Source organism: Caballeronia pedi (assembly GCF_001544915.2).
In the GTDB taxonomy this organism is placed as follows: domain Bacteria; phylum Pseudomonadota; class Gammaproteobacteria; order Burkholderiales; family Burkholderiaceae; genus Caballeronia; species Caballeronia pedi.
Map to the genome: position 1 here is coordinate 38,429 of NZ_FCOE02000043.1, position 23,298 is coordinate 61,726.

22 protein-coding genes are annotated in these 23,298 nt (G+C 62.9%); 2 read left to right on the top strand and 20 right to left on the bottom strand.

Translation table 11 applies throughout. The features are described 5' to 3' along the window. Nucleotides 1–20 precede the first annotated feature (20 nt). The 4 genes from AWB80_RS35990 to AWB80_RS36005 all read right to left on the bottom strand — a co-directional run bounded on the left by AWB80_RS35990 (nt 21) and on the right by AWB80_RS36005 (nt 4,043). The gene (locus AWB80_RS35990; RefSeq protein WP_061179399.1) at nt 21–1,055 is read right to left on the bottom strand and encodes an Ldh family oxidoreductase; all 1,035 of its coding nucleotides are present in this window, start codon (nt 1,053–1,055) and stop codon (nt 21–23) included. Beyond that, nucleotides 1,052–2,353, bottom strand: a complete 1,302-nt coding sequence (dctA, locus tag AWB80_RS35995; protein ID WP_244206917.1) for a C4-dicarboxylate transporter DctA — start codon at nt 2,351–2,353, stop codon at nt 1,052–1,054. Before dctA ends, AWB80_RS35990 begins: the two co-directional genes overlap by 4 nt. Nucleotides 2,354–2,549: 196 nt before the next feature. Beyond that, entirely contained in the window at nt 2,550–3,725 is a 1,176-nt protein-coding gene (locus AWB80_RS36000) for a UxaA family hydrolase (RefSeq protein ID WP_061179400.1), read from the bottom strand. A gap of 48 nt (nt 3,726–3,773) precedes the next feature. Then, nucleotides 3,774–4,043, bottom strand: a complete 270-nt coding sequence (locus AWB80_RS36005) for a UxaA family hydrolase (RefSeq protein ID WP_061179423.1) — start codon at nt 4,041–4,043, stop codon at nt 3,774–3,776. Nucleotides 4,044–4,289: 246 nt separating this feature from the next. Here AWB80_RS36005 and AWB80_RS36010 point away from each other — a divergent pair, with 246 nt between their 5' ends. Next, nucleotides 4,290–5,048, top strand: coding sequence for a GntR family transcriptional regulator (locus tag AWB80_RS36010; protein ID WP_061179401.1), 759 nt, complete (start codon nt 4,290–4,292; stop codon nt 5,046–5,048). A gap of 19 nt (nt 5,049–5,067) precedes the next feature. On the opposite strand, the gene AWB80_RS36015 is transcribed toward AWB80_RS36010, so the two are convergent. The 9 genes from AWB80_RS36015 to AWB80_RS45475 form a co-directional block, all read right to left on the bottom strand. Next, the gene (locus AWB80_RS36015) at nt 5,068–6,213 is read right to left on the bottom strand and encodes a lactonase family protein (RefSeq protein ID WP_061179402.1); all 1,146 of its coding nucleotides are present in this window, start codon (nt 6,211–6,213) and stop codon (nt 5,068–5,070) included. 109 nt (nt 6,214–6,322) lie between these two features. Beyond that, entirely contained in the window at nt 6,323–7,270 is a 948-nt protein-coding gene (locus tag AWB80_RS36020) for a helix-turn-helix domain-containing protein (RefSeq protein ID WP_061179403.1), read from the bottom strand. A 174-nt stretch (nt 7,271–7,444) separates the two neighbouring features. After that, the gene (locus AWB80_RS36025) at nt 7,445–8,470 is read right to left on the bottom strand and encodes a porin (RefSeq protein WP_061179404.1); all 1,026 of its coding nucleotides are present in this window, start codon (nt 8,468–8,470) and stop codon (nt 7,445–7,447) included. An 89-nt stretch (nt 8,471–8,559) separates the two neighbouring features. Further along, nucleotides 8,560–9,861 carry an MFS transporter gene (locus AWB80_RS36030; RefSeq protein WP_061179405.1) on the bottom strand — a complete coding sequence of 434 codons (1,302 nt, stop codon included), beginning with the start codon at nt 9,859–9,861 and terminating at the stop codon, nt 8,560–8,562. 34 nt (nt 9,862–9,895) lie between these two features. Then, a complete protein-coding gene (locus tag AWB80_RS36035; protein WP_143328199.1) occupies nt 9,896–10,870 on the bottom strand; it encodes a hypothetical protein in 975 nt (324 codons plus the stop codon). A 292-nt stretch (nt 10,871–11,162) separates the two neighbouring features. Next, a complete protein-coding gene (locus AWB80_RS36040; RefSeq protein ID WP_087131861.1) occupies nt 11,163–13,106 on the bottom strand; it encodes a PD40 domain-containing protein in 1,944 nt (647 codons plus the stop codon). Next, nucleotides 13,103–14,089: a DODA-type extradiol aromatic ring-opening family dioxygenase gene (locus AWB80_RS36045; protein WP_061179407.1), complete on the bottom strand. Its 987-nt coding sequence runs from the start codon at nt 14,087–14,089 to the stop codon at nt 13,103–13,105. The genes AWB80_RS36040 and AWB80_RS36045 overlap by 4 nt, the downstream gene beginning before the upstream one ends. Before the next feature lie 47 nt (nt 14,090–14,136). Next, entirely contained in the window at nt 14,137–14,736 is a 600-nt protein-coding gene (locus tag AWB80_RS45470) for an MFS transporter (protein WP_341866857.1), read from the bottom strand. A 23-nt stretch (nt 14,737–14,759) separates the two neighbouring features. Continuing rightward, nucleotides 14,760–15,416, bottom strand: a complete 657-nt coding sequence (locus AWB80_RS45475) for an MFS transporter (protein ID WP_341866858.1) — start codon at nt 15,414–15,416, stop codon at nt 14,760–14,762. A 271-nt stretch (nt 15,417–15,687) separates the two neighbouring features. Between AWB80_RS45475 and AWB80_RS36055 the strand changes: the two genes are divergently transcribed. Next, the gene (locus AWB80_RS36055) at nt 15,688–16,713 is read left to right on the top strand and encodes a porin (RefSeq protein ID WP_061179408.1); all 1,026 of its coding nucleotides are present in this window, start codon (nt 15,688–15,690) and stop codon (nt 16,711–16,713) included. Here the strand turns inward: AWB80_RS36055 and AWB80_RS36060 are convergent. The 7 genes from AWB80_RS36060 to AWB80_RS44690 all read right to left on the bottom strand — a co-directional run. Next, a complete protein-coding gene (locus AWB80_RS36060; protein WP_061179409.1) occupies nt 16,710–17,948 on the bottom strand; it encodes a M20 family metallo-hydrolase in 1,239 nt (412 codons plus the stop codon). The two genes, AWB80_RS36055 and AWB80_RS36060, sit on opposite strands and share 4 nt — an antisense overlap. Continuing rightward, a complete protein-coding gene (locus tag AWB80_RS36065; protein WP_061179410.1) occupies nt 17,945–18,826 on the bottom strand; it encodes an alpha/beta fold hydrolase in 882 nt (293 codons plus the stop codon). The genes AWB80_RS36060 and AWB80_RS36065 overlap by 4 nt, the downstream gene beginning before the upstream one ends. A 19-nt stretch (nt 18,827–18,845) precedes the next feature. Continuing rightward, the gene (locus AWB80_RS36070) at nt 18,846–19,979 is read right to left on the bottom strand and encodes a pyridoxal phosphate-dependent aminotransferase (protein WP_061179411.1); all 1,134 of its coding nucleotides are present in this window, start codon (nt 19,977–19,979) and stop codon (nt 18,846–18,848) included. Nucleotides 19,980–19,992: 13 nt separating this feature from the next. Continuing rightward, nucleotides 19,993–20,778 (bottom strand): short-chain dehydrogenase/reductase, encoded by a 786-nt coding sequence (locus tag AWB80_RS36075; RefSeq protein WP_061179412.1) that lies wholly within the window; start codon nt 20,776–20,778, stop codon nt 19,993–19,995. A 140-nt stretch (nt 20,779–20,918) separates the two neighbouring features. Then, nucleotides 20,919–22,235, bottom strand: coding sequence for an MFS transporter (locus tag AWB80_RS36080; protein WP_061179425.1), 1,317 nt, complete (start codon nt 22,233–22,235; stop codon nt 20,919–20,921). Nucleotides 22,236–22,432: 197 nt separating this feature from the next. Then, nucleotides 22,433–23,095, bottom strand: a complete 663-nt coding sequence (locus AWB80_RS36085; RefSeq protein ID WP_061179413.1) for a GntR family transcriptional regulator — start codon at nt 23,093–23,095, stop codon at nt 22,433–22,435. Beyond that, nucleotides 23,058–23,298: hypothetical protein (locus AWB80_RS44690; RefSeq protein WP_208635734.1), on the bottom strand; the 241-nt coding region annotated here is incomplete at its 5' end. The genes AWB80_RS44690 and AWB80_RS36085, both read right to left, overlap by 38 nt.

Here is a 23,298-nt window from a genome sequence, read left to right on the forward strand (position 1 = left end):
AAGCGGGAACGTCGATTACTTCATATTGTGTCGGTTCTTTCCTTCGCCAGCGCTCGAAGCTGGCTCAGCAAGGCACGATTCATCACGATTCCCGTACGCTCGCTGCGCGCTGCAATGTCCTGGCGCCGGTAACCGGGCAATCTCACGTCCGGATCGGCCAGCATCAATTCAACGAGCGTCTCGATCCTGCGCTGATACAGCTGCGTGCCCGCGAGCGCTTCGGGATCGATCAGCCAGAAGAGATGGCCCACGCCCGAGCGCGGTCCGTCTTCCGTGAGAAACGAGCCGGCTTCCGCGCCGAATTGCGCGCCCGACAACGCCGCCGCGAGCAATTCGACGACGAGCGCGAGCATCGCGCCCTTCGCGCCGCCGAACGGCAGCATCATGCCGTCGAGCGCGGCCCGCGCGCTGGTCGTGGGCTTTCCGTCCGCCGCGGTGGCCCATCCTTGGGGAATGGGTTGGTCGTCGCGCGCCGCGACCATGATCCTGCCGCGCGCCACTTGCGACATCGACAGATCGATCATGAGCGGCGCGCCATTTGCGCGCGGGAACACGGCGGCGATCGGGTTGGTGCCGAACAGCGGACGCGTTCCGCCCCACGCGGGCATCGCGCCCGGCGAGTTGCTGAACGCGAGCCCGACGAGGCCCGCCGCGCCGGCCGCTTCCAAGTGATACGCACCCGCGCCGAAGTGATGACTGCGCGTGACGCTCGCGGCCGCCGTGCCGAAGGTCCGCGCGCGCTCGATGCCCGTCGCGATCGCCAGTTCGCATGCGCCGAAGGCGAGTCCGTCGCAGGCATCGACGAGAAACGCCGCGCCCTTGTCGCGCACGATGCACGGCACCGCGTTTGCATCGACGCGACCGTTGCGCAACTGCGCGAGATACATCGGCAACCGGCTCACGCCGTGCGAGGACAGGCCGCGCGCATCCGCATACACGAGCGCCTGCGCGGTCGCCTGCGCCGTTGCGGGCGTCGCGCCCGCTTCGAGCAAGGCCTGGCGGGCCAGCGTGTGCAGATCCTTCACCGAAACGGTGACGTCGTCGGATGCGCTCATTTGTGCATGTCCCGCGCGGGTTCGATCATCAGGCGCGCTTCTTCATCGTTCGCGGCGCGCGGGTTCGCGAGCATCGCGCGCGCCGTCTCGACATCGAACACGCCTTCCCAGCGCGCGACCACCAGTGTCGCGACCGCATTGCCGATCATGTTGACGAGCGCGCGAATCTCGTTGAGCACGCGATCGATGCCGATGATGAGGGTGATCCCAGCGACCGGAATGATGTTGTGCGACGACAGCGTGGCGGTCAGCGCAACCAGCGCCGCGCCCGCTACACCGGCTCCGCCCTTCGATGTCACCAGCAAAATCGCGAGCAGGCCGAGCTGCTGCATCAGCGAGAGATGCGTGTTGGTTGCCTGCGCGATGAAGAGCGAGGTCATCGTCAGATAGATGGCGGCGCCGTCGAGGTTGAACGAATAGCCGGTCGGCAGCACGAGTCCGACGACCGATTTCGGGCAGCCCAGCCGTTCGAGCTTTTCCATCAGACGCGGCAGCACGGATTCGGTGGTCGACGTGCCGAGCACGATCAGCAGTTCCTCGCGCAGATAGCGCAAGAGTGGCCACAGCCCCACGCCCGCCCAGCGGCATGCGGTGCCGAGCACGAGCGCGACGAAGATGATGCTGGTCGCGTAGAAGCACAGAATCAACAGGCCCAGTTGCTGCAAGGTACCGATGCCGTATTTGCCGACCGTGAACGCGATCGCGCCGAACGCGCCGAGCGGTGCGAGCCGCATGATCATTTCGACGATGCGCATCAACGCGTCGCCGAGTTGCTCGATGCACTGCGAGAGAAACTTGCTGCGCTCGGACATCAGCGACAACGCCACCCCGAACAGCACTGAAAACAGCAGCACCTGAAGCAGATCGCCGCGCGCGAACGCGCCCACGACCGAGTTCGGCACGATCTCCTCGAGCATGCTTCGGTGCTCGGCGGTATGCACTTCGGTGACGAAATGCGAGACCGCGCCGGGATCGAGCGTCTTCGGATCGATGTCGAGACCCGCGCCCGGATGCATCACGTTAGCGACGATCATGCCGATCACGAGCGCGAGCGTCGTGACCACCTCGAAATAGAGAATCGTCTTGAAGCCGACGCGCCCGACCTGCTTCAGGCTCTCCATGCGAGCAATGCCGACCGACACCGTGCAGAAGATCAGGAGCGTGATGAGCATCTTGATGAGGCGGATGAACGTATCGCCGAGCGGCTTGAACTGCACGCCCAGCGCCGGCGCGAAATAGCCGACGAGAATGCCGGCTGCCAGGCCGATCAGGACCTGGACATAGAGATGCTTGAGCATGCGCAAGATGGTGTCTCCTCCACTCGCTGCTGCCAGATGACGACCGGGGCGCGATATCGGTTCGCGCCGCTTCTCGGACGGCTTGCGAACCGGCGCGCGCCGGATGGGGACCTCTCTCTGATTGCTCTTGCTGCTTCGATATTTCTCGCGCGTGCGGCGCAACCAGGCCGCCGCACGCGATGCCGCGCTTTGCGCCTTACGCGCTCTCGAACAGACGCGTCAGCACGAACTCGCGGTGACCGAGCGTTTCCGCCGAAGTCCAGCGGCCATTCGCGGTGGCGAGCATGCATTCGAGCAGCTTGTCGCCGGTTTGATCGAGGTTCTGCTCGCGTTGCAGGATGCCGGAGACGTCTACGTCGATGTGCTCGCCCATCGTGCGCACCGTGCGCGGATTCGCGCAGATCTTGATCACCGGCACGATCGCGTTGCCGATCACGTTGCCCTGGCCGGTCGGGAAGAAGTGCACCGCGAAGCCCGAAGCCGCGCACAGCGTGACCATTTCCGCCGCCGCCGACGACGAATCCATGAACCACAGACCCGAATGCGTCGGCTCCTCGGCCTTGTCGAGCACGCCGTCGACCATGCACTTCTTGCCGATCTTCTGGATGTTGCCGAGCGCCTTCTCTTCGATGGTCGTCAGGCCGCCGGCGATGTTGCCCTTGGTCGGCTGCGATTCCGAAAGATCGTCGGTCTTCCAGCGATTGATCATGTCCTGATAGCGGTCGAACATGAACTGAAAGCGCTCGCGCACGCCGTCGTTCGCGCAGCGCGCGGCGACGATCTGTTCGCCGCCCGTCAGTTCCGAGGTCTCGCCGAAGACGAGCGTATTGCCGAGGCCATAAAGCTTGTCGAACGCGTTACCGACCGTGGGATTCGCGCCGCAACCCGAGGTCGTGTCCGATTCGCCGCACTTGGTCGAGACCCACAGTTCGCTGATCGGGCATTCCTCGCGCTCTAGCGTGGTCGCGTACTGCACCATTTCCTTGGCCGCTTTCGATGCGCGCATGATCGTGTCGTGATCGCCGTGCAGCTCGATGCCGAAGCCCATCACCGGCTTGCCGGATTTCGCGATGCCGTCGACCACGCGCTTGGTCCAGCCTTCCTCGATGCCGATCACGACGACCGCCGCGACGTTCGGGTTGCTGCCCGCGCCGATCAGCGTGCGGAAATGCAGATCCAGGTCCGCGCCGAATTGCAGGCGGCCATACGGATGCGGAATGGCCATAGTGCCTTTGATGGCGCTTTCGACGGCCATCGCCGCTGCGTTGGACAGATCGTCCACCGGCAGGATGATGACGTGGTTGCGCACGCCGACGCGGCCGTTCTCACGGCGATAACCACGGAAGGTAGTGTCCAGTTGAAGCACGCTCATGATGTCTCTCTCGATGTGGGGTGGAAGTAGCCGGCTGCGATGCAGGGCTTACCAGCGCTTCGTCTTGATGTTGTGCACGTGGGCGTGCTCGCCCGCCGTGATGGGCGCGACCACCTTGCCGATATCCACGCCGTACTTGAACACCGTGTCGCCTACCGACATATCCTTGAGCGCCACCTTGTGACCGATGGGAATGTCCTGCTTGGCTGCCACCGTGACGATTTCATCTTCGTCCATGATCCAGGCGTTCAGTTGCGAGCCCGCCTTGATGCCCTCGACGACCGCCACGCCCACGGTGTCCTTCGCCTCGTGCAGCACGATATGGATCGTTCTGCGCTCGCCGCTTGCCGCCTGCTTCGTTGCACTGCCTGCTCCCGCCGCCGCGTAACTCATGTGCTCCTCCGTCATGGTTGGTCAATCGGCCAGGCCATCCGCCTCACGCCCGCCGTTGAATGAATACTAGGCGTCCATCTCATCCATGTCAACTAACTCATCTATATGTGTTACATCTTTTCGATGAGCGGGTAGAATGAGCGCCATATAAAGCAGAGCGAGGGAGGCGTGATGAGCACAGTCACCGCCATGCCGACCAGTCCTGGCGGCACGCGTTACAAGGAAGTCAAGGAAGCCATGCTTGCTGCACTGACCGTGCAGGAATGGAAGGGCGGCGAAGTCATTCCGTCCGAGAAAAAGCTGGCGGAACGGTTCGGCGTGTCGATCGGCACGCTGAGGAAAGCCATTGACGAGCTGTGCGCCGAAAACATCCTGATCCGTCATCAGGGGCTCGGCACCTTCGTGGCGATGCATCGGCGCGACCGCCACTTTTTCCGCTACTTTCGCGTCACGCGGCGCGACGGCGAGCGCACCTATCCCGTCGTCACGCTGATCGACTTCCGCAGGGTGAAGGCGTCGCCGGCCATTGCGGCCCGGCTCGGCATCGATGATGGCGCGCGGCTATATTCCTTCGTGAACGCGCTCGCGCTCCACGAGAAAGTCATCATGATCGACCACATCATGCTGCCCGAGACGCTCTTCCCCGGACTCACCGAAAGCACGCTGCGCAGCCGGCAGGACACGCTCTACAACTTCTATCAGGACGCATTCGGCATCAACGTGGCCGGCACCGACGAGCGTCTGCGCGTCGGGCGCGTAAGCGAATCCGAAAGCGCGATCCTGCAACTCGATGCCGGATCGGCAGTGATGGAAGTCGAACGCGTTGCCTACTCGATCAACCAGAAACCGGTCGAGTACAGACTCACGCATATCAACACGGAAGAATACGATTTCGTGGCAAGCACGATGAAGAATGGCGCGGTGACTTGAGGCAGCGCGGTCGTCGCCGTCAGCGCACGAAGGCGATGCTCACTGCATTGCGCACGGGCGCTGAGTTGCGCGTGCTCTTCAGCAGACCAGAGAGCGGATCGACACCCAGTACGGTCACGGTGCCGCTCGCCTGATTCGCGATCAACAGCCATTTCCCTGACGGATCGATACCGAAGCCCCACGGCTTGACGCCGTTCGAGCTTGCACGCTGTATTTCCGACAACGCACCGCTCGCGACATCGACGCGATAAACGACGATCTCGTTCGCGCCACGATCGGCGGCATAGACAAAACGCCCGTCGCGGCTGACCGCGATTTCCGCGCCGCTCTTCGCGCCCGTGTATCCGGCGCTCGAAACGGGCAGCGACTGCACGAGCCTCAGGCGCCCTTGCGATGCATCCCAGCGAAGCACCATCACATCGGCGGACAGTTCGGTGATGAGATAAGCGAAGCGCCCGTCCGCGCCGAACACGATATGACGAGGACCGCTGCCGAAGGGCGCGACGAAAGCGCGCGACGGGTTCGCATCGTCCTTCGACAGCGCATGCGTCGCGCGATCGAAGCGATAGACGAACACGCGGTCCGCGCCGAGATCGGGCACGAGAACGTAGCGCCCGGAAGGATCGACGACGGCGCTGTGCGCATGCGCGCTCATCTGCCGCCTGTTCGGGCCGGAACCGCTTTCGATGATCGTGGATGCCGTCTCGCCCAGGCTGCCGTCCTCGTGAACCGCGATGCTCGACACGGAGCCGCTGTTGTAATTGGCGGCGAGGAGCGTGTTGGACGCGGCATCGAACGTGAGATGGGTCGTGCCGACGCCTTGCGTCGCGACGGTGTCGAGTCGGCGCAATTCGCCCGTCTCCCGGTTCACATTGAACGCGCTCACGCTGCCCGGCCTGTCGCTCCGGTCATCGACGGCATAGAGCACCGGAAGGCTCGGATGCGTCAGCAGCCACGTGGGCCTGATGTCGACGTTCGCCGGTGCGGTGGCCGTCAGCTCGCCGCTCGCCGGATCGAGCCGCAGCCCTTCGATGCGATTGCCCTGCGTGCCCACATAGACGTATTCGGGCGGCGCATCCTGCGCGGGCATCGCGGCGCTCGCGTATATCGCCGCTGCAAGCAGCAGCATGAGGATCGGCAAGGTGCGTCGGAAGAGCTGCATCATGATCGAATGGCGAATGACGTTGTTGCAAGCCTATTCGATCCAGCGCGGCGAGTCCCTGTAAAAAACCCCGATTCGCCGGGACTTTTCTCACCTCGCATGCCGGGCCGCGCTAGCGCGACGAAGACTTCTTCTGCGGTTGCTGCTGCCGCGCCGCCGCGCGAAACTGGCTCGGCGCCTGTCCCACTTCGCGGCGGAAAAAACGCGTGAAATACGCGGCATCCGCGAAGCCGAGCCCGAACGCGATCTGTTCCACCGACTGGTCGCCGAAGATGAGATTGCGCTTCGCCTCCGTGATGATGCGCGCATGGATCATCTTGGTCGGGCTCTGCTCCGACGCCGACGCGCACGCCGCGCGCAACTGCACCAGCGAGATCGCCATCCTCGACGCATACTCCTGCAAGGGCAGGTTCTCGCGGAAATGTTCGTCGATCAGTTTGCGAAAGCGTTCCACCACGCGGATATCGTGACGCGTGCCGGATTCGCCGCCGGTCTCGTCGAAATTCGTTTCACGCACGAGCTTGAGCAGCAGCATGGTGAGCAGCGCTTCGGTGCCGACGACATGACCGGTGGCGTCGGATTCGACTTCCTGTCCGAGGCTTCTGATGAGCGTGTGCACGTCGAGACCCGCCTCTTCCGAATCGACCAGCGAGATCACGCGCGGCGTCGACCACAGCGCGATGAACTCGTGCAGTCGCGCATTGACCTGCGCCAGATACGACACTTCGATGGTCACGACCCAGCGGTCGGCGTCGTACTCGTAGTTCAGACCGTGGACACATTCGGTGGGCAGCAACAGCGCGCACGGGCCTTCGAAGGGCACGTTGCGGCCTTCGAGGTTCATCACGCCGCGCCCGCTGCGCACGAAAATGACCTGCCCGTACTCGGGATGCGCGTGCGGTTCGGTACGCCAGCGCCCGCGTTCGGTGACATGGCCGACATGCACGAACCACTGCTTTTCCTCGGGCTGCTCGACATAGAGGCGAACCTTCGGAACCGTGGTGAGCTGCGACCTGCCGCCCGTGCGGGGCGGATATTTTGGCGAGGCACCCTGTGTCATGACGTCTCCTCGACGGTCGGCGCTGCGCTGGCCGCCGTCATCGTTCCAGGCTTGCGCGGCAGCTTGTGGCGCTGCTTTGCGCGGAGTCCCTTGCGGGACTCATCGAGGAAAAGATCATAACCTCGCTGAAGCGCAGCGGAAACCGCCAAGATTTTTCAATATGTTTCCACCCGATCAGAATCGATGCACCATGCCGACGATCATCCCGCGCGAATCCGTGCCCGGCGCGACCGCGAGGCCCGTATAACCCGTGCCGTTGAGCGTGAATTTCGCCTGATTGCGGTTCTGGAGAAAGCCCGCCGAGCCGTAGAGCGTCGTGCGCTTCGAGAGCGAATACGAATAGGTCACACCGATCTGCTGGGCGTTGTTGCCTTGCCCGAGGCGATCATGTGCATAACCGTACATGAGCGAGAGCTGATCGGCCGGAGTGAACGAATACGATCCTGATACTTCATACACGTCGCGCTTGACGGTGTCGTCCGTCTGTCTTTCCGTGTGATAGGCGAGATAGAAACGCGCCGCTCCGACTTCGACCGATGCGCCCGCGTTGAACAGCTTGAGAATCGACGTGCCCGTCGCATTCGCTGCCTGCTCGTAGCCGGCGCCCAGCCGGAACGGCCCGTTCACATAGCGGACAGCCGCGTTATAGAACTGGATGCCGTTGACGGGCTGGGTCGTCGCGTCGCGCAGGGCAATCATGAATTGCGCGGTCAGGCCGTAGAACGTCGGCGTGAACCAGGAGATCGCGTTGTTTTCGCGGATCGTGAGACTGTTGAAGCTGTTCATCGGCGAGCCGATGCTCATCACGGCGACGGGGTCCAGCTCGGGGTTGATGAAGATGTACTGCGGCGTGTTCTGCAAGCCGATGCGCATCTCGCCGAATGCGCCCGATACGCCGAGCCACGCCTGCCGGTTGAAGGCGGCCGACGCATTCGCGGCGGCACCCGTCACGCCCGAAAAGCCTTGCTCCAACTGGAAATTGATCTTTATTCCGCCGCCGATATCTTCGCTGCCCTTCAGCCCATAACGGCTCGCGAATAATCCACCCGATACGGCGCGCACCACCGAACCGCCCGTCGTGTTCCGATATTCGATGCCATTATCGATAATGCCGTACAGCGTCACCGCCGATTGCGCATGCGCAAGATTGAACGCGCAGGCAAACGCCACGCCGGTCAGCGTGAAAATCAGCTTCTTCATTTTGTCTCCTGTTTTGCTTGTTTTTTTCAGGCAGCACGAAGCCGCACGCTGGCTTGCGCGCTCAGGCTCTAAAGGACTTTCTGTTTCGGTTAATCGGGCTGGCGGCTCAATCCATCGTGCGGACGTGCAAGGGCGATCTCATCGACCTTCGGCGCCCATTCGCGTCTGAGCATGACGACGGTGTTCGTCGCGCCGATCAGCAGGAACGCGAAGATCGCCATCATCGGCAACGTGTAGTCGCCACCGACATGCAGCAGCCATCCCGACAGACTCGCCGACACGCCGCCGCCGAGGCTCGTCGCGACTTGCTGGAGCCCGGTATTCAGACCAACCGCCTGCTTCGGAATGAGCGTCAGCTTGCATAGCGCCAGATTGTTCGCCGTCACGAGACCGAGCAGCGTGAGCGACATCACGTTCCAGAACAGCGCCATCTGCGATGAAGGCGTGTACGCGCCGAGCAACACCGTCGTGCCGCCGATGAACCCCGCCACGATGAAGCACTTGCGCACGAACACCGCATCGTTGCCGCGCGCGATCAGCAGGTCCGCCGCCCAGCCCGCGAGCGCGGCGACGATCGCGATACCCGCGAAACTGAAGAACGTATAGAGTCCCGAATCGCCGAGCGACAACCCGCGTTGCTCGACAAGATAAGCGGGCATCCACGTCATGCAGTAGAAGGCGAAATAGCTGTAGCAGAAATTGTTGACGAGACCGCCCCATACGACAGGACTCGCGAGCAGATTCCTGAGCGGCACCGACGCCGCGCGCTGCTTCGCTTCCGCGAGTTCTTGCCGGCTCGGAAAATCGTTCTTCACCATCCGCAGCCACGGCATGAGCCAGATCAGGCCGACGAGTCCCGTCGCGATGAACATGACTTGCCACGAATACGCGACGATGATCCACGCCGCGATCGGCGCGCCGAGCGCGGGCCCCATCTTGCCGCCGATCGAGAAGATGCCGAGCGCCGTGCCCTTGCGCGTCTCCTCGAAGTTGTTGGCGAGATAGCGATACGTTGCGGGCACCACCACCGACTCCGCCACGCCGATGAGCAAGCGCATCACGATCAGCGCGGAGAGCGTCGAGACGAGCCCCGTGGCGGCCGCGGCGAGGCACCACAGGACGAAGCACACGGAATACGGCCATTTGACGCCATAGCGATCGACGAGCCAGCCCATCGGCATCTGAAACACGCCGTACGACCAGAACACCGCCGAATTGAGCCAGCCGCGCTCCACGCTCGTCAACGCGAATTCGCGCACGAAGCTGCGGTCGGCGAGCGCCGCCGACAGGCTCGTGCGATCGACGAAGGAGATCAGCAGTCCGAGGGCGAGCAGGATCAGCACACCCCAGGGGTTCTCACGCCTGATCCGCTCCGGTCGACCGATATCCATCGCCTGCCCTGCCCGTTCGCTCACGATGCGCCGCTCAGAAGTGAATCTCGGCCATCACCATCGGCGCAGAGGTGATGGTGCCGTGCGCCGCGTTCGACGGCGTGCCGTACATGTTATGCCAGTACTCGTAACCCAGGCCCGCATACACCGTGCGCGGATGCCCCGCGAACGAACCGAGATCCGCGAGCAGCGAGACGCGCGTGAGGAATTCCGTCTTCGTCTCGACACCGAAGCCGTCCTTGCCCTTGGGTCCCGTCACGCTCGCGAAGCCGCGCAGAATGAACGGCACCGGACCGGCTCTGAACGGGAACAGCCACGAGCTCTCGACGTGCCACGCGGTATGGAAATGCACGTCCACGCCAACGATGCCGTTGTGATTGCTCTCCGTTCTCAGGCCCGTCGTGAGGTTCCAGAAGCCGTGCGGCACGGTGAATTCGATGGTCGGTCCGAGCACGAGCATCCGCGCGCGTTCGGCGTACGCATCGTTCTTGGCGCCGAATTCATAACCCACCGTCAGACCATAATCGCGGATGAAGCCGAAGCCCACCGACCGCCCGAGAATCTTGCCCGTGCTCAGCTCGACGCGTCCGACGCTATAGACTTCCTGCGCGCCGCCCGACGAGGGGCCGCCCGCTTCCGGATTCGCCGCATTCGACACGAGATAATCGACATTGAACGCATAGCTGCCGAAGCGGAAGCCGCCCGTCGTCGTGAGGGAGCCGATGTTCTGCGCCACCTTGCTCGCGATGCCGGGGTAATGAAAGTCCCTGCCGTACCGATAGCCGATGTACGTATCGTTCCAGGTGACGGGCGGCTCGCCCAGGTCTTCACCTGACTTCAGGCTGGGCGCGGAAAGCGGCGCGGTGGGATTGACCTGAGTCTGCTTCGCCTGAGGCGGCTCGGACGCGCCCGGCGCCGTATAGACCTCGGCGTTGGCGTAAGTGCTCATGCCACACAGGAGCGCTGCGCCGATGAGCGGCATGCCCAGGGCTGTCGAAAATTTCTGCATGTCTCCGTCCATTTTTTTAATCTGCCCCGTCTGATTCGCGTGACGTCCGGGGCATCGAAGTGAATCCGGCGTGTGCTGGTTTGCTAAGGGTCTGACGGCGCCTTTCTGCTTTGCTTTTGATTGAGGCGTTGAGTCATGGTATTGAAATAGACGCCGCGAGCCTTTACACAAAAGTGAGATTCGCTGGCATTTTTTTTAGCAGCGCGCAGGAATTTCGCTGGCGCGATTGCGCAAAAAAAAGAGGCGTCGTGCCTGAGCACGACGCCTCAACACGGCAAGGCAATTCAGAGATTCAGTTATTCGGCACGTACAGCGGCATCGCCTCTTCCCAGAGCGTATCGGTGACGGCGTGCGGCTCGCTGCCGTCCGCGTTCATCACCCAGTTCTGGCCATCGGGCTGGAAGCTGTTGTCGTACAGCGCGAGTTCGTCGCGAAAGCCGTAGCTGCCCGAGCTATAGGCAATGCGGCCGTCATACGTCCACACCGCATGCCCCTGATTCGAGCCGTCCGACGTGAGACGCTTGAGGTCCGTGCCGTCCGGCCTGATAGTGAACACGTCGTAGTTGAACTTGTTCGGATCGTCCGGATTCACCTGCTTGCGCGTAAAGACGATCTTCGTGCCGTCCGGCGACCAGCCCGGCAGATTGTCCTGCTCGCTGGTGAGGACGGTGCTGGCGCGCGTGTCCAGATCCAGAATGCGCAAGCCCTGAAGCGTCTTGTTCGACACGCGATAGACGATCTTCTTCCCATCCGGCGAATAGCTGGGAAAGCCCGCGTTCATCGCGCCATCGGTGAGGATCTCGGGATGTCCGTTCATGCTGCCATCGGCCTTGATGCGCGCAATGCGCCCCGGCCCCGCGCCGCGCGTGAAGAACCAGTCGCCGATGCCGAACGCGACCCACTGCCGGTCCGGCGACCAGGTCGGCTGGAACGCACCGGCCAGACCCTTCCTGACCATGTCCGCATCGAGGCCGCTCGTCGATGAATCATAGATGCGCCGGTATCCCGAAAAGTCCGTATCGATCACCGCGATCGACGAACCGATCGCCTTTTCCGTGTACACGAGCTGTTTGTGATCGAGCGAAATCTGCGGGAACACGTCGATGTACTTGTACGTCCATGCGGGATCGAAGCTGAACATCGGCGTGCCGTTCGGGTGCGCCGGACGGAACGTCACCTTCTCGTAGACCATCTTCCTGCCGTCCGCCGAGTAGCGCGGCGAGCGTAATCCCGTATTGCCGGTCGCGCGGAACGCGCCCGCCGTCGTGTAGAGCCCTTCGGTATCGCCGCCCTTGACGTGATACGCCACGTTGGTCGCATCGAGGTATTGCGGGAATACCTTGAAGCCTGGCGTCGATGTCAGCGTGGTCGTGGCGAGACTCGACAGATCGACCGATACGACCTGTGAACTCACCGCGTTGATGCCTTCCGGCCGATGCGCGCCCCAGGTCGATTCAACGGGCGTCTCATAGAACACGACATGCGTGCCGTCCGGCGACCACGACGGCGAGCCGTCGTCGAAGCCGGGATGACTCGCGATCTTCTTCCATCCGGAACCATCGGGCCGAATGATGTAGATGCTCGATTCCTGCGTGCGCTCCCATCCGACCGGCAGGTTGTGCCCGCGCCACTCGGAGCCGATATCCGATGACAACGCCAGCCACTTGCCATCCGGCGACCACGACGGACGGAAGTAGCTGTGCGGCTTCGACGCATCGAATGGAATCGCGCTGGTGACGTTCTTCAGCGCGCCGGTCGCGATGTTCAGCGTCCACACGTTGGCCGTGCCGAAGCCCGCCTCGCCCTTGCGCGACGACACGAACGCGATCACGTTCGGATCGGCCGGAGAGAACACGGCGGCGTCATCCACGGCGAGATGGTCCGTCAGCCGCTGCAAACCCGTGCCGTCGATTTTCACGCGGTACAGGTTCGATTCGCCGAGCCCGTCGCGCTCGGACGTGAACACGATCCACTGGCCGTCCTTCGAGAACGACGCGTGATAGTCGAAGCCGGGCGCCGGCAGGAGCTTGTGCTCGTCGCTGCCGTCCGCGTTGGCGATATACAACTCGGACGTCACCGGCCCGACGCGGTTGAGCAGCATCGTGCCCTTCGATGCCGGCGCGCCCCAGGTCACGCTACACGCACCGCCGATGACGAGACCCGCCACGAGCCTCCTGAAACACGAACTCGAATCCACTACATGCCTCCAGTCGTTATTCGCAGACGCGCCGCTCATTCGGCGGCTTTCCAGTACATGAAGCCCATGCCTTCGCCGGTGCCGGCAGGCGTGCGCCAGCACGGCACGTAATCCACCAGGGTCATCTGCGCGCGGGTTTCCTGCACCGCTTTCATCACGCTCACATAGAGCTTGATTTCCGAGGTGCCGGATTGATACGAGCGGTCGTCCACCGCGGCGAGACCGTCGTAGTCGTAATCGGCCAGCATCTTCATGATGCGGTGATCGAACTCTTCGTCGTTGACGAAGTGCGACAGGCCGCCCGATGCGAAGATTCCCACGCGCACATCCTCGGGCCACGCGGCGATCGCATCGCGCAGCACGCGGCCGAACTCGATGCAGCGCGACATCGACGGCTGCGTCGGCGGATAGAAGCAGTTCATGATGACGGGCACGTGCGGCGGCGGCGCGTCGCCCATGATCTGGTGATACACGAAGCTGTACGCGTGCGGCACGACGGGATACTCGGGCAGTGGCTTCATCCACATGTTGTCGGGCCACGCGAACAGATCGGTCAGATCGAAGTTCTCGCGCTGAAAATATTCGATGAGATAGGTCGCCAGCTTCGGATGGCACTGATGCACGACGTGATGATCCGGCGCGTACACCGAACGTTGCGGCGGCCCGTTGTGCACATCCGCGCCGCTATAGATCGCGATGGACGGAGAGAAGTCCGTGAAGATCTCCTTCTGATCCTTGCCGAGAATGATCGCGACATCGATCTTCGCTTCGCGGTACGCGTCGGCCATCTTGTCGAGCGCGACGCGGCAGCGCGCCGCCCGCGCGGTACGTTCCTCGATGGTCAGAAACTTTTCGAACGCCGCCTCGCGATGCGCTTCCAGCTCGGGGTAAGTCCATGTCCGGTTGCGGAACCACAGTTCCTTGTTGTTGCGGTCGCGCTCGCCGTTGATGAGCCAGTCCTCCGGAGCCTGACCCAGCATGCCGCTGTGCGGCACCGCCATCCCGAATACGATCTTCGCCATGTTCCGTGTTTCTCTTTGAAGGTGATGTGTGCAATGACTTCGTGTGTTCACGCGCGTCGTAATTCGCCTTGCGATTCCGCGACCCTGGGCGCCCATTCGGGGCGATAGAGCACCATCGTCGCGAACGCGCCGACCACCAGAAAGCCGAGGATGACCATCATCGGCAGGTCGTAGCTGCCGCTCGTGTGCAACAGCCAGCCGGACAGACTCGCCGCCACGCCGCCCGCGAGACTCGTCGCGACCTGCTGCACGCCGGTCACGAGCCCGATGGCCTGCTTCGGAATCAGCGTGAGGCGCGACAGCACGAGGTTGTTCGCGGTGACGAGGCCGAGCAGCGAGAGCGACAGCACGTTCCAGAACAGCGCCATGTTCAGCGAGTTGGCGTACGCGCCGAGCAGCACCGTGCAGCCGCCCGCGAAGCCCGTCACGGTGAAGGCCTTGCGCACGAGGATCGGATCGCGGCCGCTCGCGATGACGCGATCCGCCGCCCATCCCGCGAGCGCCGCGACGATCGCAATGCCCGCGAAACTGAAGAACGTGAAGAGCCCGGAGCGCGAGATCGACAGATTGCGCTGCTCGACCAGATACGCCGGCATCCAGGTCATGCAGTAGAAGGTGAAGTAGCCGTAGCAGAAGTTGGTGATCATGCCGCCCCACACCACGGGGCTCGTCAGGATGCTGCCGAGGCTGACCGAACGCGCGCTGCGATCCGAGAGCGCGATTTCCGATTCGACGGGAAGTCGCTGCGCACGAACGTGAGCCAGGGCACGAGCCACAGTAGCCCGACCAGACCGGTCGCGATGAACATCACCTGCCACGAGTAATGCACGATGAACCACGCGCCCACCGGTGCGCCGAGCGCGGGGCCGAACTTGTTGCCCATTGCGAGAATGCCGACGGCGAGACCGTTCTGGCTTTCGTCGAAGTTGTTGCGGATCCATCGGTAGCTGGCCGGAATCACGATCGCTTCCGCCATCCCGATGACGAGCCGCAATACGACGATGCTGGCGAGCGCGGTCACCGCGCCCATCAGCGCGGTGGCGACGCACCACAGCGCGAAGCTCAGCGCGTACGGCCACTTCACGCCGTAGCGATCAGCGACCCAGCCCATCGGCACCTGAAACGCGCCGTACGACCAGAAGAACGCCGCGTTGATCCAGCCGCGGTCCACGTCGTTCAGCGCGAAGTGCCGGATGAAATCCGCGTCCGCCAGCGTCGACGAGATACTCGTGCGATCGACGAAGGAAATCAGCACGCCGAGCGCGAGCAGCGCGAGCACGGCCCATCGCTGCGTGAGTCCCGGTCGTGCGTGGTTGCTTGTCTCCATCTGCTCTGTCTCTTTTGTTTGATTGAATCTCGATGGAGCAAGAATATTGAAAAGCGCCGCGCAAGTCCCTACACAAAACTGAGTTTCGATGGCACTTTTTTCGAAGCCGCTTTGAAAAAAACCCCAGTTTGAAAAGTCCCGGCGAATCGCGCTTTTGTGCAGGGACGCATCCATCACGCTCCCCTATTCTGCTTTCACTTCCTGAACGCGACGGCCGATATCGCAAGGTTTCGTCGACGATAAATAAATATGGGACGAACCCGGAGACAGAATGAGAAAGCTGGTTGTCTTGTTGCTGGTTATTTTCTTTGCAGGCGGATTCGATAATGCGCACGCGCAATCGCTGATTACCCTATACGGCATCGTCGATAACGGCATCGAATATCAGAACGGTGGTCAGGGATCGGCGGTCCGCGCGGTATCGAGCGGACTTTTCGCCACCGTTTATGGCCTGAAAGGTAGCGAGGATATCGGTGGCGGATATCACGTCAACTTTCAGCTCGAACAGGGTTTCTCCGGCGTGACGGGCGCGGCGACCGATTCAACCGCCGCCTGGAACCGGCTTGCATGGCTCGGCATGTCGGGGCCGTTCGGCGAGTTGCGGGTCGGGCGTCAGAAAAAGCCCGAATATCTTTTTCTCAACGGTGAAATGGATCCGACGGCCGTCAAAAGCATTGCGTCGCCGATCAATAACTTTCAGGACGTGTCGGTGCGCGCGAGCAACGCCATCGCGTATTTCACGCCGAATCTGAATGGACTGATCGCGCAGGCGATGATCTCGCTGCGCGATCAGACCACCCAGCCCAGCAATGGCCTGCGCTTCTACAACGTGGTCGCGCGTTACGTGAACGGGCCGTGGCGCGTATCGGCGGGTTATGAATCGTCGGCGAACGCGACGGGCACATCGGTGCAGAAAGTGTGGCGAGCGGCCGCCGGATACCGGGCCGGCAACCTGCGCTTCTATCTCGCGTTTCAGTCGGAACGGCAGACCGATCACAGCGAGAAACGCGATATCTACGAAGCGTCCACCTCCTGGCTGCTCAATCCCTTCAACATGGTGTCCGTCATGTACGGCTATGCGCATGACCGGACCGGACAAGGCAACGACGCGCAGCAGATCGGTCTGGTCTACGAATACTTTCTCTCGAAGGCGACCAGTCTCTACGCGGCCGCCGGTCTGATCCAGAACCACGGACAGGCGGCCTACACGCTCGACGGCACGCAGTATTCGGGCATTCCCGTCGCGCCCGGCGCGTATGCACGCGGCGTCGTCATCGGCATGACGCACAAGTTCTAACCGGACGCGAGTCTGCTCAGTACATCCGCAAGCACCTTCGCGCCCGCCGCCAGATCGGACGACGACGTGAACTCGGTCTCGCAATGCGTGAGACCGAGATGCGACGGCACGAAGATCATCGCCGACGGACACACGCCATGCAGATAGCGCGCGTCGTGGCCCGCGGTCGACAGAATGTCGCGCTGCGCAAGCTCCAGCCGCGCCGCCGCTTCGCGGACGAGCGCGCGCATCGGCTCGGGAAAGTCGAGCGACATCGCCGTCGACAGTTCCGTCACGCGCACCGCGCACACGCCCGCGTGCGCTTCGCAGATCGGCGTGATTCTGTCGCCCAGCGCCTGCAGGACGTGCGAATCCGGATGACGCAGATCGATGGAGAAATCGACCGAACTCGGCACGACGGACGGCGCGCTCGGCTTCACGTCGAAACGACCGACCGTGAATTTCACGATGTCTTCGCGGTCGCGCATTGCGTCGGCCAGCGCCTGCACCATCGCAATGGCGGCGAGCAGCGCGTCCTTGCGTTCGGCGCGCGTCGAGGTGCCCGCGTGCGCCGCTTCGCCGTCCACGCGCACCTTGAAGGTACGCTTGCCCTGAATGCCGGTGACCACGCCGATCGTCAATCCTTCACGCTCCAGATGCGGACCCTGTTCGATATGCGCCTCGACATACGCCGACGCGCGTTCCCCCAGCGCGCGCGCGGGCACATCGCGCAGGCTGTCGCGCACGCTGGCGAGCGCGTCGCTCACGCTCACGTTGTCCGTGTCGACGACGGCGAGCACGGCGTCGAGTTCGCGAGCGCCCGCGAACACAGCGGAGCCCATCATGCCCGGCGCGAAACGCGAACCTTCCTCGTTCATCCACGCGACGACATCGATCGACACGCGCGGCTTCACGCCCGACGCGACGATCGCCTCGACCGCTTCGAAGGCGGCCAGCACACCGTACACGCCATCGAACCTGCCGCCGGTCGGCTGGCTGTCCAGATGCGAGCCGGACAGCACGGGCGGCGCGCTCGTATCCGCGCCTTCGAGCCGCAGGAACAGGTTGCCGACGGCATCGACGGACGGCTTCAGTCCGAGCGCCGCGCCCCACTGCACGAGCTGGCGCTGCGCCGCCGCGTCTTCCTTCGACAACGCCTGTCGATTGACGCCGCCCTTTTCCGTCGCGCCGATACGCGCCATCGCGGCGAGCCTTTCCGTGAGCCGCTTTTCGTCGACGTACGCACTCGCGCTCATGATGTCTTCATGATCTGCGCCGGCACGGCGCGCGGGTCGCGCGGCAGCCAGCGGTTCTGCTCGACTATCGCGAGAAAATCGGCGACGTGCTGATTGAAGAGCGCCGGTTCCTCCAGATTCAGCGTGTGGCCGGTCTTCGGCATCACGACGAGACCGCTCGCGGGCACCGTGCGCTTCAGATAGATGCCCGGCTGCAGACAATGATCGTCCTCGTCGCCGACGATGACGAGCGTGGGCACCGTCATCGCTTTCAGCCGTGTTTCGAGGTCGTAGATGGAAGGACGTCGCGCCTGCACACCGCGCATGGTCAGCGCCGAGCCGCGCGCCGAATGTTCGCCGAGCATCGTCGCGAATTCGAGCCAGCCGCGCGGATCCTTCACCTGAAACGCGATGCGCGATGCCGCGAGCGAATAGGTCTTCGCGAATTGCTCCGCGCCTTGCGCCTCGAACTGTTTCGCGACTTCGAGCGACACTTCGCGGAAGGTGTCTTCGAACTCCTTTTCCGCGCCGTAGCCCGCGCCCGCGACCACGAGCGAACGCGCGCGATCCGCGTAGTCGAGCCCGAAATGCAGCGTCGCGAAACCGCCCATCGACAGACCGACGATATGCGCGCGATCGATGTCCAGTGCATCGAGCACGTCGCGGATATCGCGCGCGGCGATGGCCTGCGAATACTGATCGATATCGCCGGGCACGTCCGACGGCGCATAGCCGCGCGCCGCGAACGCGATGCATCGATAGCGTCTGCTGAAGTAGCGCATCTGCGGTTCCCAACTGCGCAGATCGCCGCCGAATTCATGCACGAACACAACCGGCGTGCCAGCGCCGGCTTCCTCGTAATACAGCTTCACATCATCCGATGTCGTCAGATACGGCATGTTCCGTCCTCGTCGGTATTCAGAATTGATTCGCGGGTTCCTTGATCGAACGCGCGCGCTCGACCATGGAAGGCAGCAGCTCGCAGAAGCGATCGGCCCACGCTTCCGGCACCGTCAGGCTCACCTTGACGAAGCGATGCCCGAACTGTTTCGTGTGGTACGCGCCCTGCCGGATCATCACGCGCTCGCTTTGAAACGCTTCGACGAGCGCTTCCGGCGTGATGCCCGCGCCGATCGTCTCGACCACGAGCAGGTTCGCCTGCGAGGGAAACACCGGCACGCTCAGGCCTTCGACGTTTTTCGCCGCTTCGACGACCGCCGCCTGATTGCGGCGCTGACGCCGGTTGATCTCCGGAAACCATTCGTTCTTGGTGCGCAATCCGGCGATGGCCGCGCGCTGCGACAACACGTTGCTGCCGAGATTGTTCGGCGGCGCGGACGCGAAGCGCTCGATCAGATCCGGATGCGCGATCACCGCGCCCAGCCGCATGCCCGCGAGTCCGAGCCATTTCGAAAAGCTGTACGTGACGATGGTTTTCTCCGGATAGAACCGGTACGCGGGCGTGAAGTCATCCGCGAACTGGAAGTACGTCGCATCGTGGATGAAGTACGCGCCGACCGAACGCGCGATCTCCGCGAATTCGCGGATCTCGTCTTCGGTATGACAGGTGCCGAGCGGATTGTTGGGATCGACGAGATAGATGACGCCGGTGTTCTCGTTCACCGCCGCGCGCAGTTGCGCGGGCGTGAGCTTGTAGTTCTGCTCGGGCGAATAGATCGGCAATTCGATGACGCGCGAACCGGCCCGCGCGGCGAACTGCATCGGCCACGCCCAGCTCGGATTCGTCGTGACGAAATCCTTGCCCGCTTCGCAGATGTTGCGGCACACGTTGTACAGCGCTTCGACGGCGCCGTCGGTGATCATCACCGATGCATCGGGCAGGCCGATGTCCTCGCGAATCAGTTGCCGCAGCGCTTCGAAACCGAGCGGCGGCGCGTAGGCGTGATATTCGCCGCCATCGAGCGCGTCGATCACGGCCTGACGCACGGCCGGATGCGGCTCGAAGTGGTTGGTGTTCTGACCGAGCCACATCAGGCCTTCGCTGTTGCAAAGGCGGTCGAAATAGGCGTTGCGTTCTTCGAATCGACGCATGTTCGTGGTCTCCTCAGATGATCGAGCGGCGCGACGCGATGCCGCCGTCGATGGTGACGATCGTGCCCGTGATGTACGCCGCGCGCTCCGACGCGAGCCACACGATCAGATCGGCGACTTCCTCGGCCTTTGCCGCGCGCTTGCCGGGATACTTGTCGAAGAGTTCTTCCCAGCGGCTTTCGTCGCTGTACCAGTCGAGCGCGCGGCGCTTCATCAGCTTGACCATGCGATCGGTTGCAACCGGCCCCGGATTCACGCCAACCACGCGAATGCCGTCGTCCAGCGCCCAGCCGCCGATGGCGCGCGTGAAGGCCATCATCGCGGCATTGCCCGTCGAACCGATGATGTAGTTCGCGTCCCAGTTCTCGCCCGAGTTACCGATGTCGTTGACGATCACGCCGCTGCCGCGCCGCTTCATCGACGCATAGAGTTCGCGCGTCAACGTCACGTAGGAAAAGATCTTCATGTCGAGGCTCGCGCGCCAGTCGGCGTCCGTCATCTTGTCGAGCGGGCCGGGGCTGGAATCGGCGGCGTTGTTCACGAGGATGTCGGCGTTCGCGCAGGCATGCGCCAGATCGATGGCGTTCTGCGTGACCGACAGATCCGTCGCATGGACGTGCACGCGCGTGCCGTGCTTCGTCGCGATTTCGTCCTGCGCACAATGCAGCGCATCGGCGGAGCGCGCCGCCAGATGCAGTTCCTCGATGCCTTCGGCGGCGAACGCCCACGCCGTCGCCAACCCGATGCCCTTCGACGCGCCGGTGATCAGCGCCGATTTGCCCTTGAAGTTCAGTTCCATGTATCGCTCCGTGTATTTATAAACGACGTGTACAAATACATAGACTAGCACGTAAAAATACAAACAACGTAGATCAGAAATAAAAAAACGGCATGCGGGGCAGCATGCCGTTTGTCTGGAGCGGAAAGGAGCGCGTCGAATCAGCGATTCACGAGCTTCGCCGGAATCAGCAGGATCAGCGCCGCGCCGACGACCAGCACGCCGGCCGAGACATACATCGCGATGACCGACGTATGCGTGAGATCGCGCAGCCAGCCGATCAGATAAGGGCTCACGAAGCCCGCCAGCCCGGCGAACGCGTTGATGGCCGCGATGCCCGCCGCCGCGCCGGTTCCCGCCAGGATCGCGGACGGCAACGCCCAGAACAGCGGGCCCGGCGTGAGCACGCCGGCCGCCGCGAGCGACAGGCCGACGAGCGTGAGCGGCACGTTCGAGCCCGACGACGCCGTGATCGCATAGCCGAGCGCGCCGATCAGCATCGGCACGATCAGATGCCAGCGCCGCTCGCCGGTGCGGTCCGAATTGCGGCCGAACGAGACCATCGCGATCGCGCCGAACACGAACGGAATGGCCGACAGCATGCCGATCATCAGCACGCCGGAGACGCCCGACGCCTTGATGAGCGTCGGCATCCAGAACGTCAGGCCGTACTGGCCCATGATCACGCAGAAGTAGATCAGCGCCATCAGCAGCATGCGCGGATCGCGGAATACCTGGCCGACCGTCTCCGAGACGCGCGTATGGCGGTGGTTCGGCGTGTCGAGCGCAGCGGTGATGATTTTCGCTTCCTCGCGCGTGAGCCAGCGCGCCTCGGACGGCTTGTTGTCGAGATAGAAGAACGCCGCGATGCCGAGCGCCAGCGACGGCAGCGCCTCGATCAGAAACAGCCAGCGCCAGCCGGGATGCCCGTGCGAGCCGTTGAACGCCTCCAGAATCCAGCCCGACAGCGGCCCGCCGATGATCCCCGCGAGCGGAATGCCGATCATGAAGATCGCGAGCACGTGCGAGCGGCGGCGCGCCGGATACCACTGCATCAGATACAGCACGATGCCGGGATAGAACCCCGCCTCCGCCGAACCGAGCAGAAAGCGCAGCACGTAGAACTGCGTCGGCGTCTGCACGAAGAAGAACGCGCCCGAAATGAGCGCCCAGGTCACCATGATCCGCGCGATCCACGCCTTCGCGCCGACGCGCTGCATCATCAGATTGCTGGGCACCTCGAACAGGAAGTAGCCGATAAAAAACACGCCCGCGCCCAGTCCGTAGATGGTTTCGCTGAATTGCAGGTCGCTCAGCATCTGGAGCTTCGCGAAGCCGATGTTCACCCGGTCCAGATACGCCGCGACGTAGCAGAGGATCAGGAACGGGATGAGCCGCAGCGTGGCCTTCCGGTACACGCGGTCTTCGATTTTCTGCGCTTGCCCTACGTCGTTCGCGGCATGCAGCGTGTCGCTCATCACCTGCTCCTTGTGTTTGGCGTCGGTCGTCATGTCAGAGGAAACGCGCTAGATGTATTTCATGTCGGCATTCTTGTATCCAGATAATACCGATTCAAAATACGTTGCAAGGAGTTTTTCAAAAATTTGAGCGTGCAGCCGCCCGCCGGCGTATGCCTGCGAAGGTTTCGTCGATGTCGAGAGGGTGAAGCGTGCCCTTATTCGGTCACGTCGGCGGATTCGGGGAACAGCGCGATGAAGTCGAGCATCTGCTCGCCGAGCAGGTTGACGTGCGCGGACATCGCCTTGGCGGCGGCGTCGCCGTCGCCGCGCTCGATGGCGGCGATCACCTGTTCGTGTTCGTCGACGGTATCGAGCCGGCGGCGCACCTTTTGCGTAACCATCTTCCGATAGATAGACACGCGGTTGCGCAGGCCGCGCGTCTGGTCCGCGAGAAAGTCGTTCTGGCTCGCTTCGTAGACGATTTCGTGAAAGCGGCGATTGATTTCGTAGAAGCTGTCGACCTGCTCGGCATCGAGCGTGCCGCGCAGTTCGACCTGCGTTTCGCGCAGCCGCACGATTTGCTGCGGCGTCGCACGGCGCGCGGCCAGGCGCGCGCACAGCCCTTCCAGTTCGGCCATGACCTGGAACATTTCCAGCAGCTTGCGCGCGGACAGCGCGGCGACCATCGCGGGCTGGCGCGGGCGCATGGTGATGAGCGCTTCGGAAGCCAGTTGACGCAGCGCCTCGCGAATTGGCGTGCGCGAGCATTCGAAGCGCTCCGAAAGCTCGGTTTCCTCCAGCCGCGAACCGGGCGGCAAGCGTCCCGAAAGGATTTCGCTCTCAAGCGTCGTGAGAATCTCGTCCGCTCGCGTGGTCATGTGTATCTCCAGCCTCGATGCTTGTATTTTCACAGGCCATGATTGTCGCATGAGTCGCCGGGAGTTCGATTGATAACCAGAGAACATCAATCGTTCGATAGTTTGCACTTATCGTCTCAGTCGTTTGCGGCGAACATGCATGAAAGACAAATCCGCGCGCACCGCGCATTCCAGGTTTTCCGGAGACATTTCGATGCACCAAT

Excerpts from the sequence above, each read along its gene's own strand:
- AWB80_RS35990 (WP_061179399.1), bottom strand. The coding sequence starts at position 1,055 with ATGAGCGCATCCGACGACGTCACCGTTTCGGTGAAGGATCTGCACACG.
- AWB80_RS36025 (WP_061179404.1), bottom strand. The coding sequence starts at position 8,470 with ATGAAGAAGCTGATTTTCACGCTGACCGGCGTGGCGTTTGCCTGCGCG.
- AWB80_RS36035 (WP_143328199.1), bottom strand. The coding sequence starts at position 10,870 with ATGCAGAAATTTTCGACAGCCCTGGGCATGCCGCTCATCGGCGCAGCG.
- AWB80_RS36080 (WP_061179425.1), bottom strand. The coding sequence starts at position 22,235 with ATGAGCGACACGCTGCATGCCGCGAACGACGTAGGGCAAGCGCAGAAA.
- AWB80_RS36045 (WP_061179407.1), bottom strand. The coding sequence starts at position 14,089 with ATGGCGAAGATCGTATTCGGGATGGCGGTGCCGCACAGCGGCATGCTG.
- AWB80_RS36020 (WP_061179403.1), bottom strand. The coding sequence starts at position 7,270 with ATGACACAGGGTGCCTCGCCAAAATATCCGCCCCGCACGGGCGGCAGG.
- AWB80_RS36085 (WP_061179413.1), bottom strand. The coding sequence starts at position 23,095 with ATGACCACGCGAGCGGACGAGATTCTCACGACGCTTGAGAGCGAAATC.
- AWB80_RS36015 (WP_061179402.1), bottom strand. The coding sequence starts at position 6,213 with ATGATGCAGCTCTTCCGACGCACCTTGCCGATCCTCATGCTGCTGCTT.
- AWB80_RS36065 (WP_061179410.1), bottom strand. The coding sequence starts at position 18,826 with ATGCCGTATCTGACGACATCGGATGATGTGAAGCTGTATTACGAGGAA.
- AWB80_RS36010 (WP_061179401.1), top strand. The coding sequence starts at position 4,290 with ATGAGCACAGTCACCGCCATGCCGACCAGTCCTGGCGGCACGCGTTAC.
- AWB80_RS36060 (WP_061179409.1), bottom strand. The coding sequence starts at position 17,948 with ATGAGCGCGAGTGCGTACGTCGACGAAAAGCGGCTCACGGAAAGGCTC.
- AWB80_RS36070 (WP_061179411.1), bottom strand. The coding sequence starts at position 19,979 with ATGCGTCGATTCGAAGAACGCAACGCCTATTTCGACCGCCTTTGCAAC.
- AWB80_RS36040 (WP_087131861.1), bottom strand. The coding sequence starts at position 13,106 with ATGAGCGGCGCGTCTGCGAATAACGACTGGAGGCATGTAGTGGATTCG.
- AWB80_RS45470 (WP_341866857.1), bottom strand. The coding sequence starts at position 14,736 with ATGATCACCAACTTCTGCTACGGCTACTTCACCTTCTACTGCATGACC.
- AWB80_RS36030 (WP_061179405.1), bottom strand. The coding sequence starts at position 9,861 with ATGGATATCGGTCGACCGGAGCGGATCAGGCGTGAGAACCCCTGGGGT.
- AWB80_RS36075 (WP_061179412.1), bottom strand. The coding sequence starts at position 20,778 with ATGGAACTGAACTTCAAGGGCAAATCGGCGCTGATCACCGGCGCGTCG.
- AWB80_RS45475 (WP_341866858.1), bottom strand. The coding sequence starts at position 15,416 with ATGGAGACAAGCAACCACGCACGACCGGGACTCACGCAGCGATGGGCC.
- AWB80_RS36000 (WP_061179400.1), bottom strand. The coding sequence starts at position 3,725 with ATGAGCGTGCTTCAACTGGACACTACCTTCCGTGGTTATCGCCGTGAG.
- AWB80_RS36055 (WP_061179408.1), top strand. The coding sequence starts at position 15,688 with ATGAGAAAGCTGGTTGTCTTGTTGCTGGTTATTTTCTTTGCAGGCGGA.
- dctA (WP_244206917.1), bottom strand. The coding sequence starts at position 2,353 with ATGCTCAAGCATCTCTATGTCCAGGTCCTGATCGGCCTGGCAGCCGGC.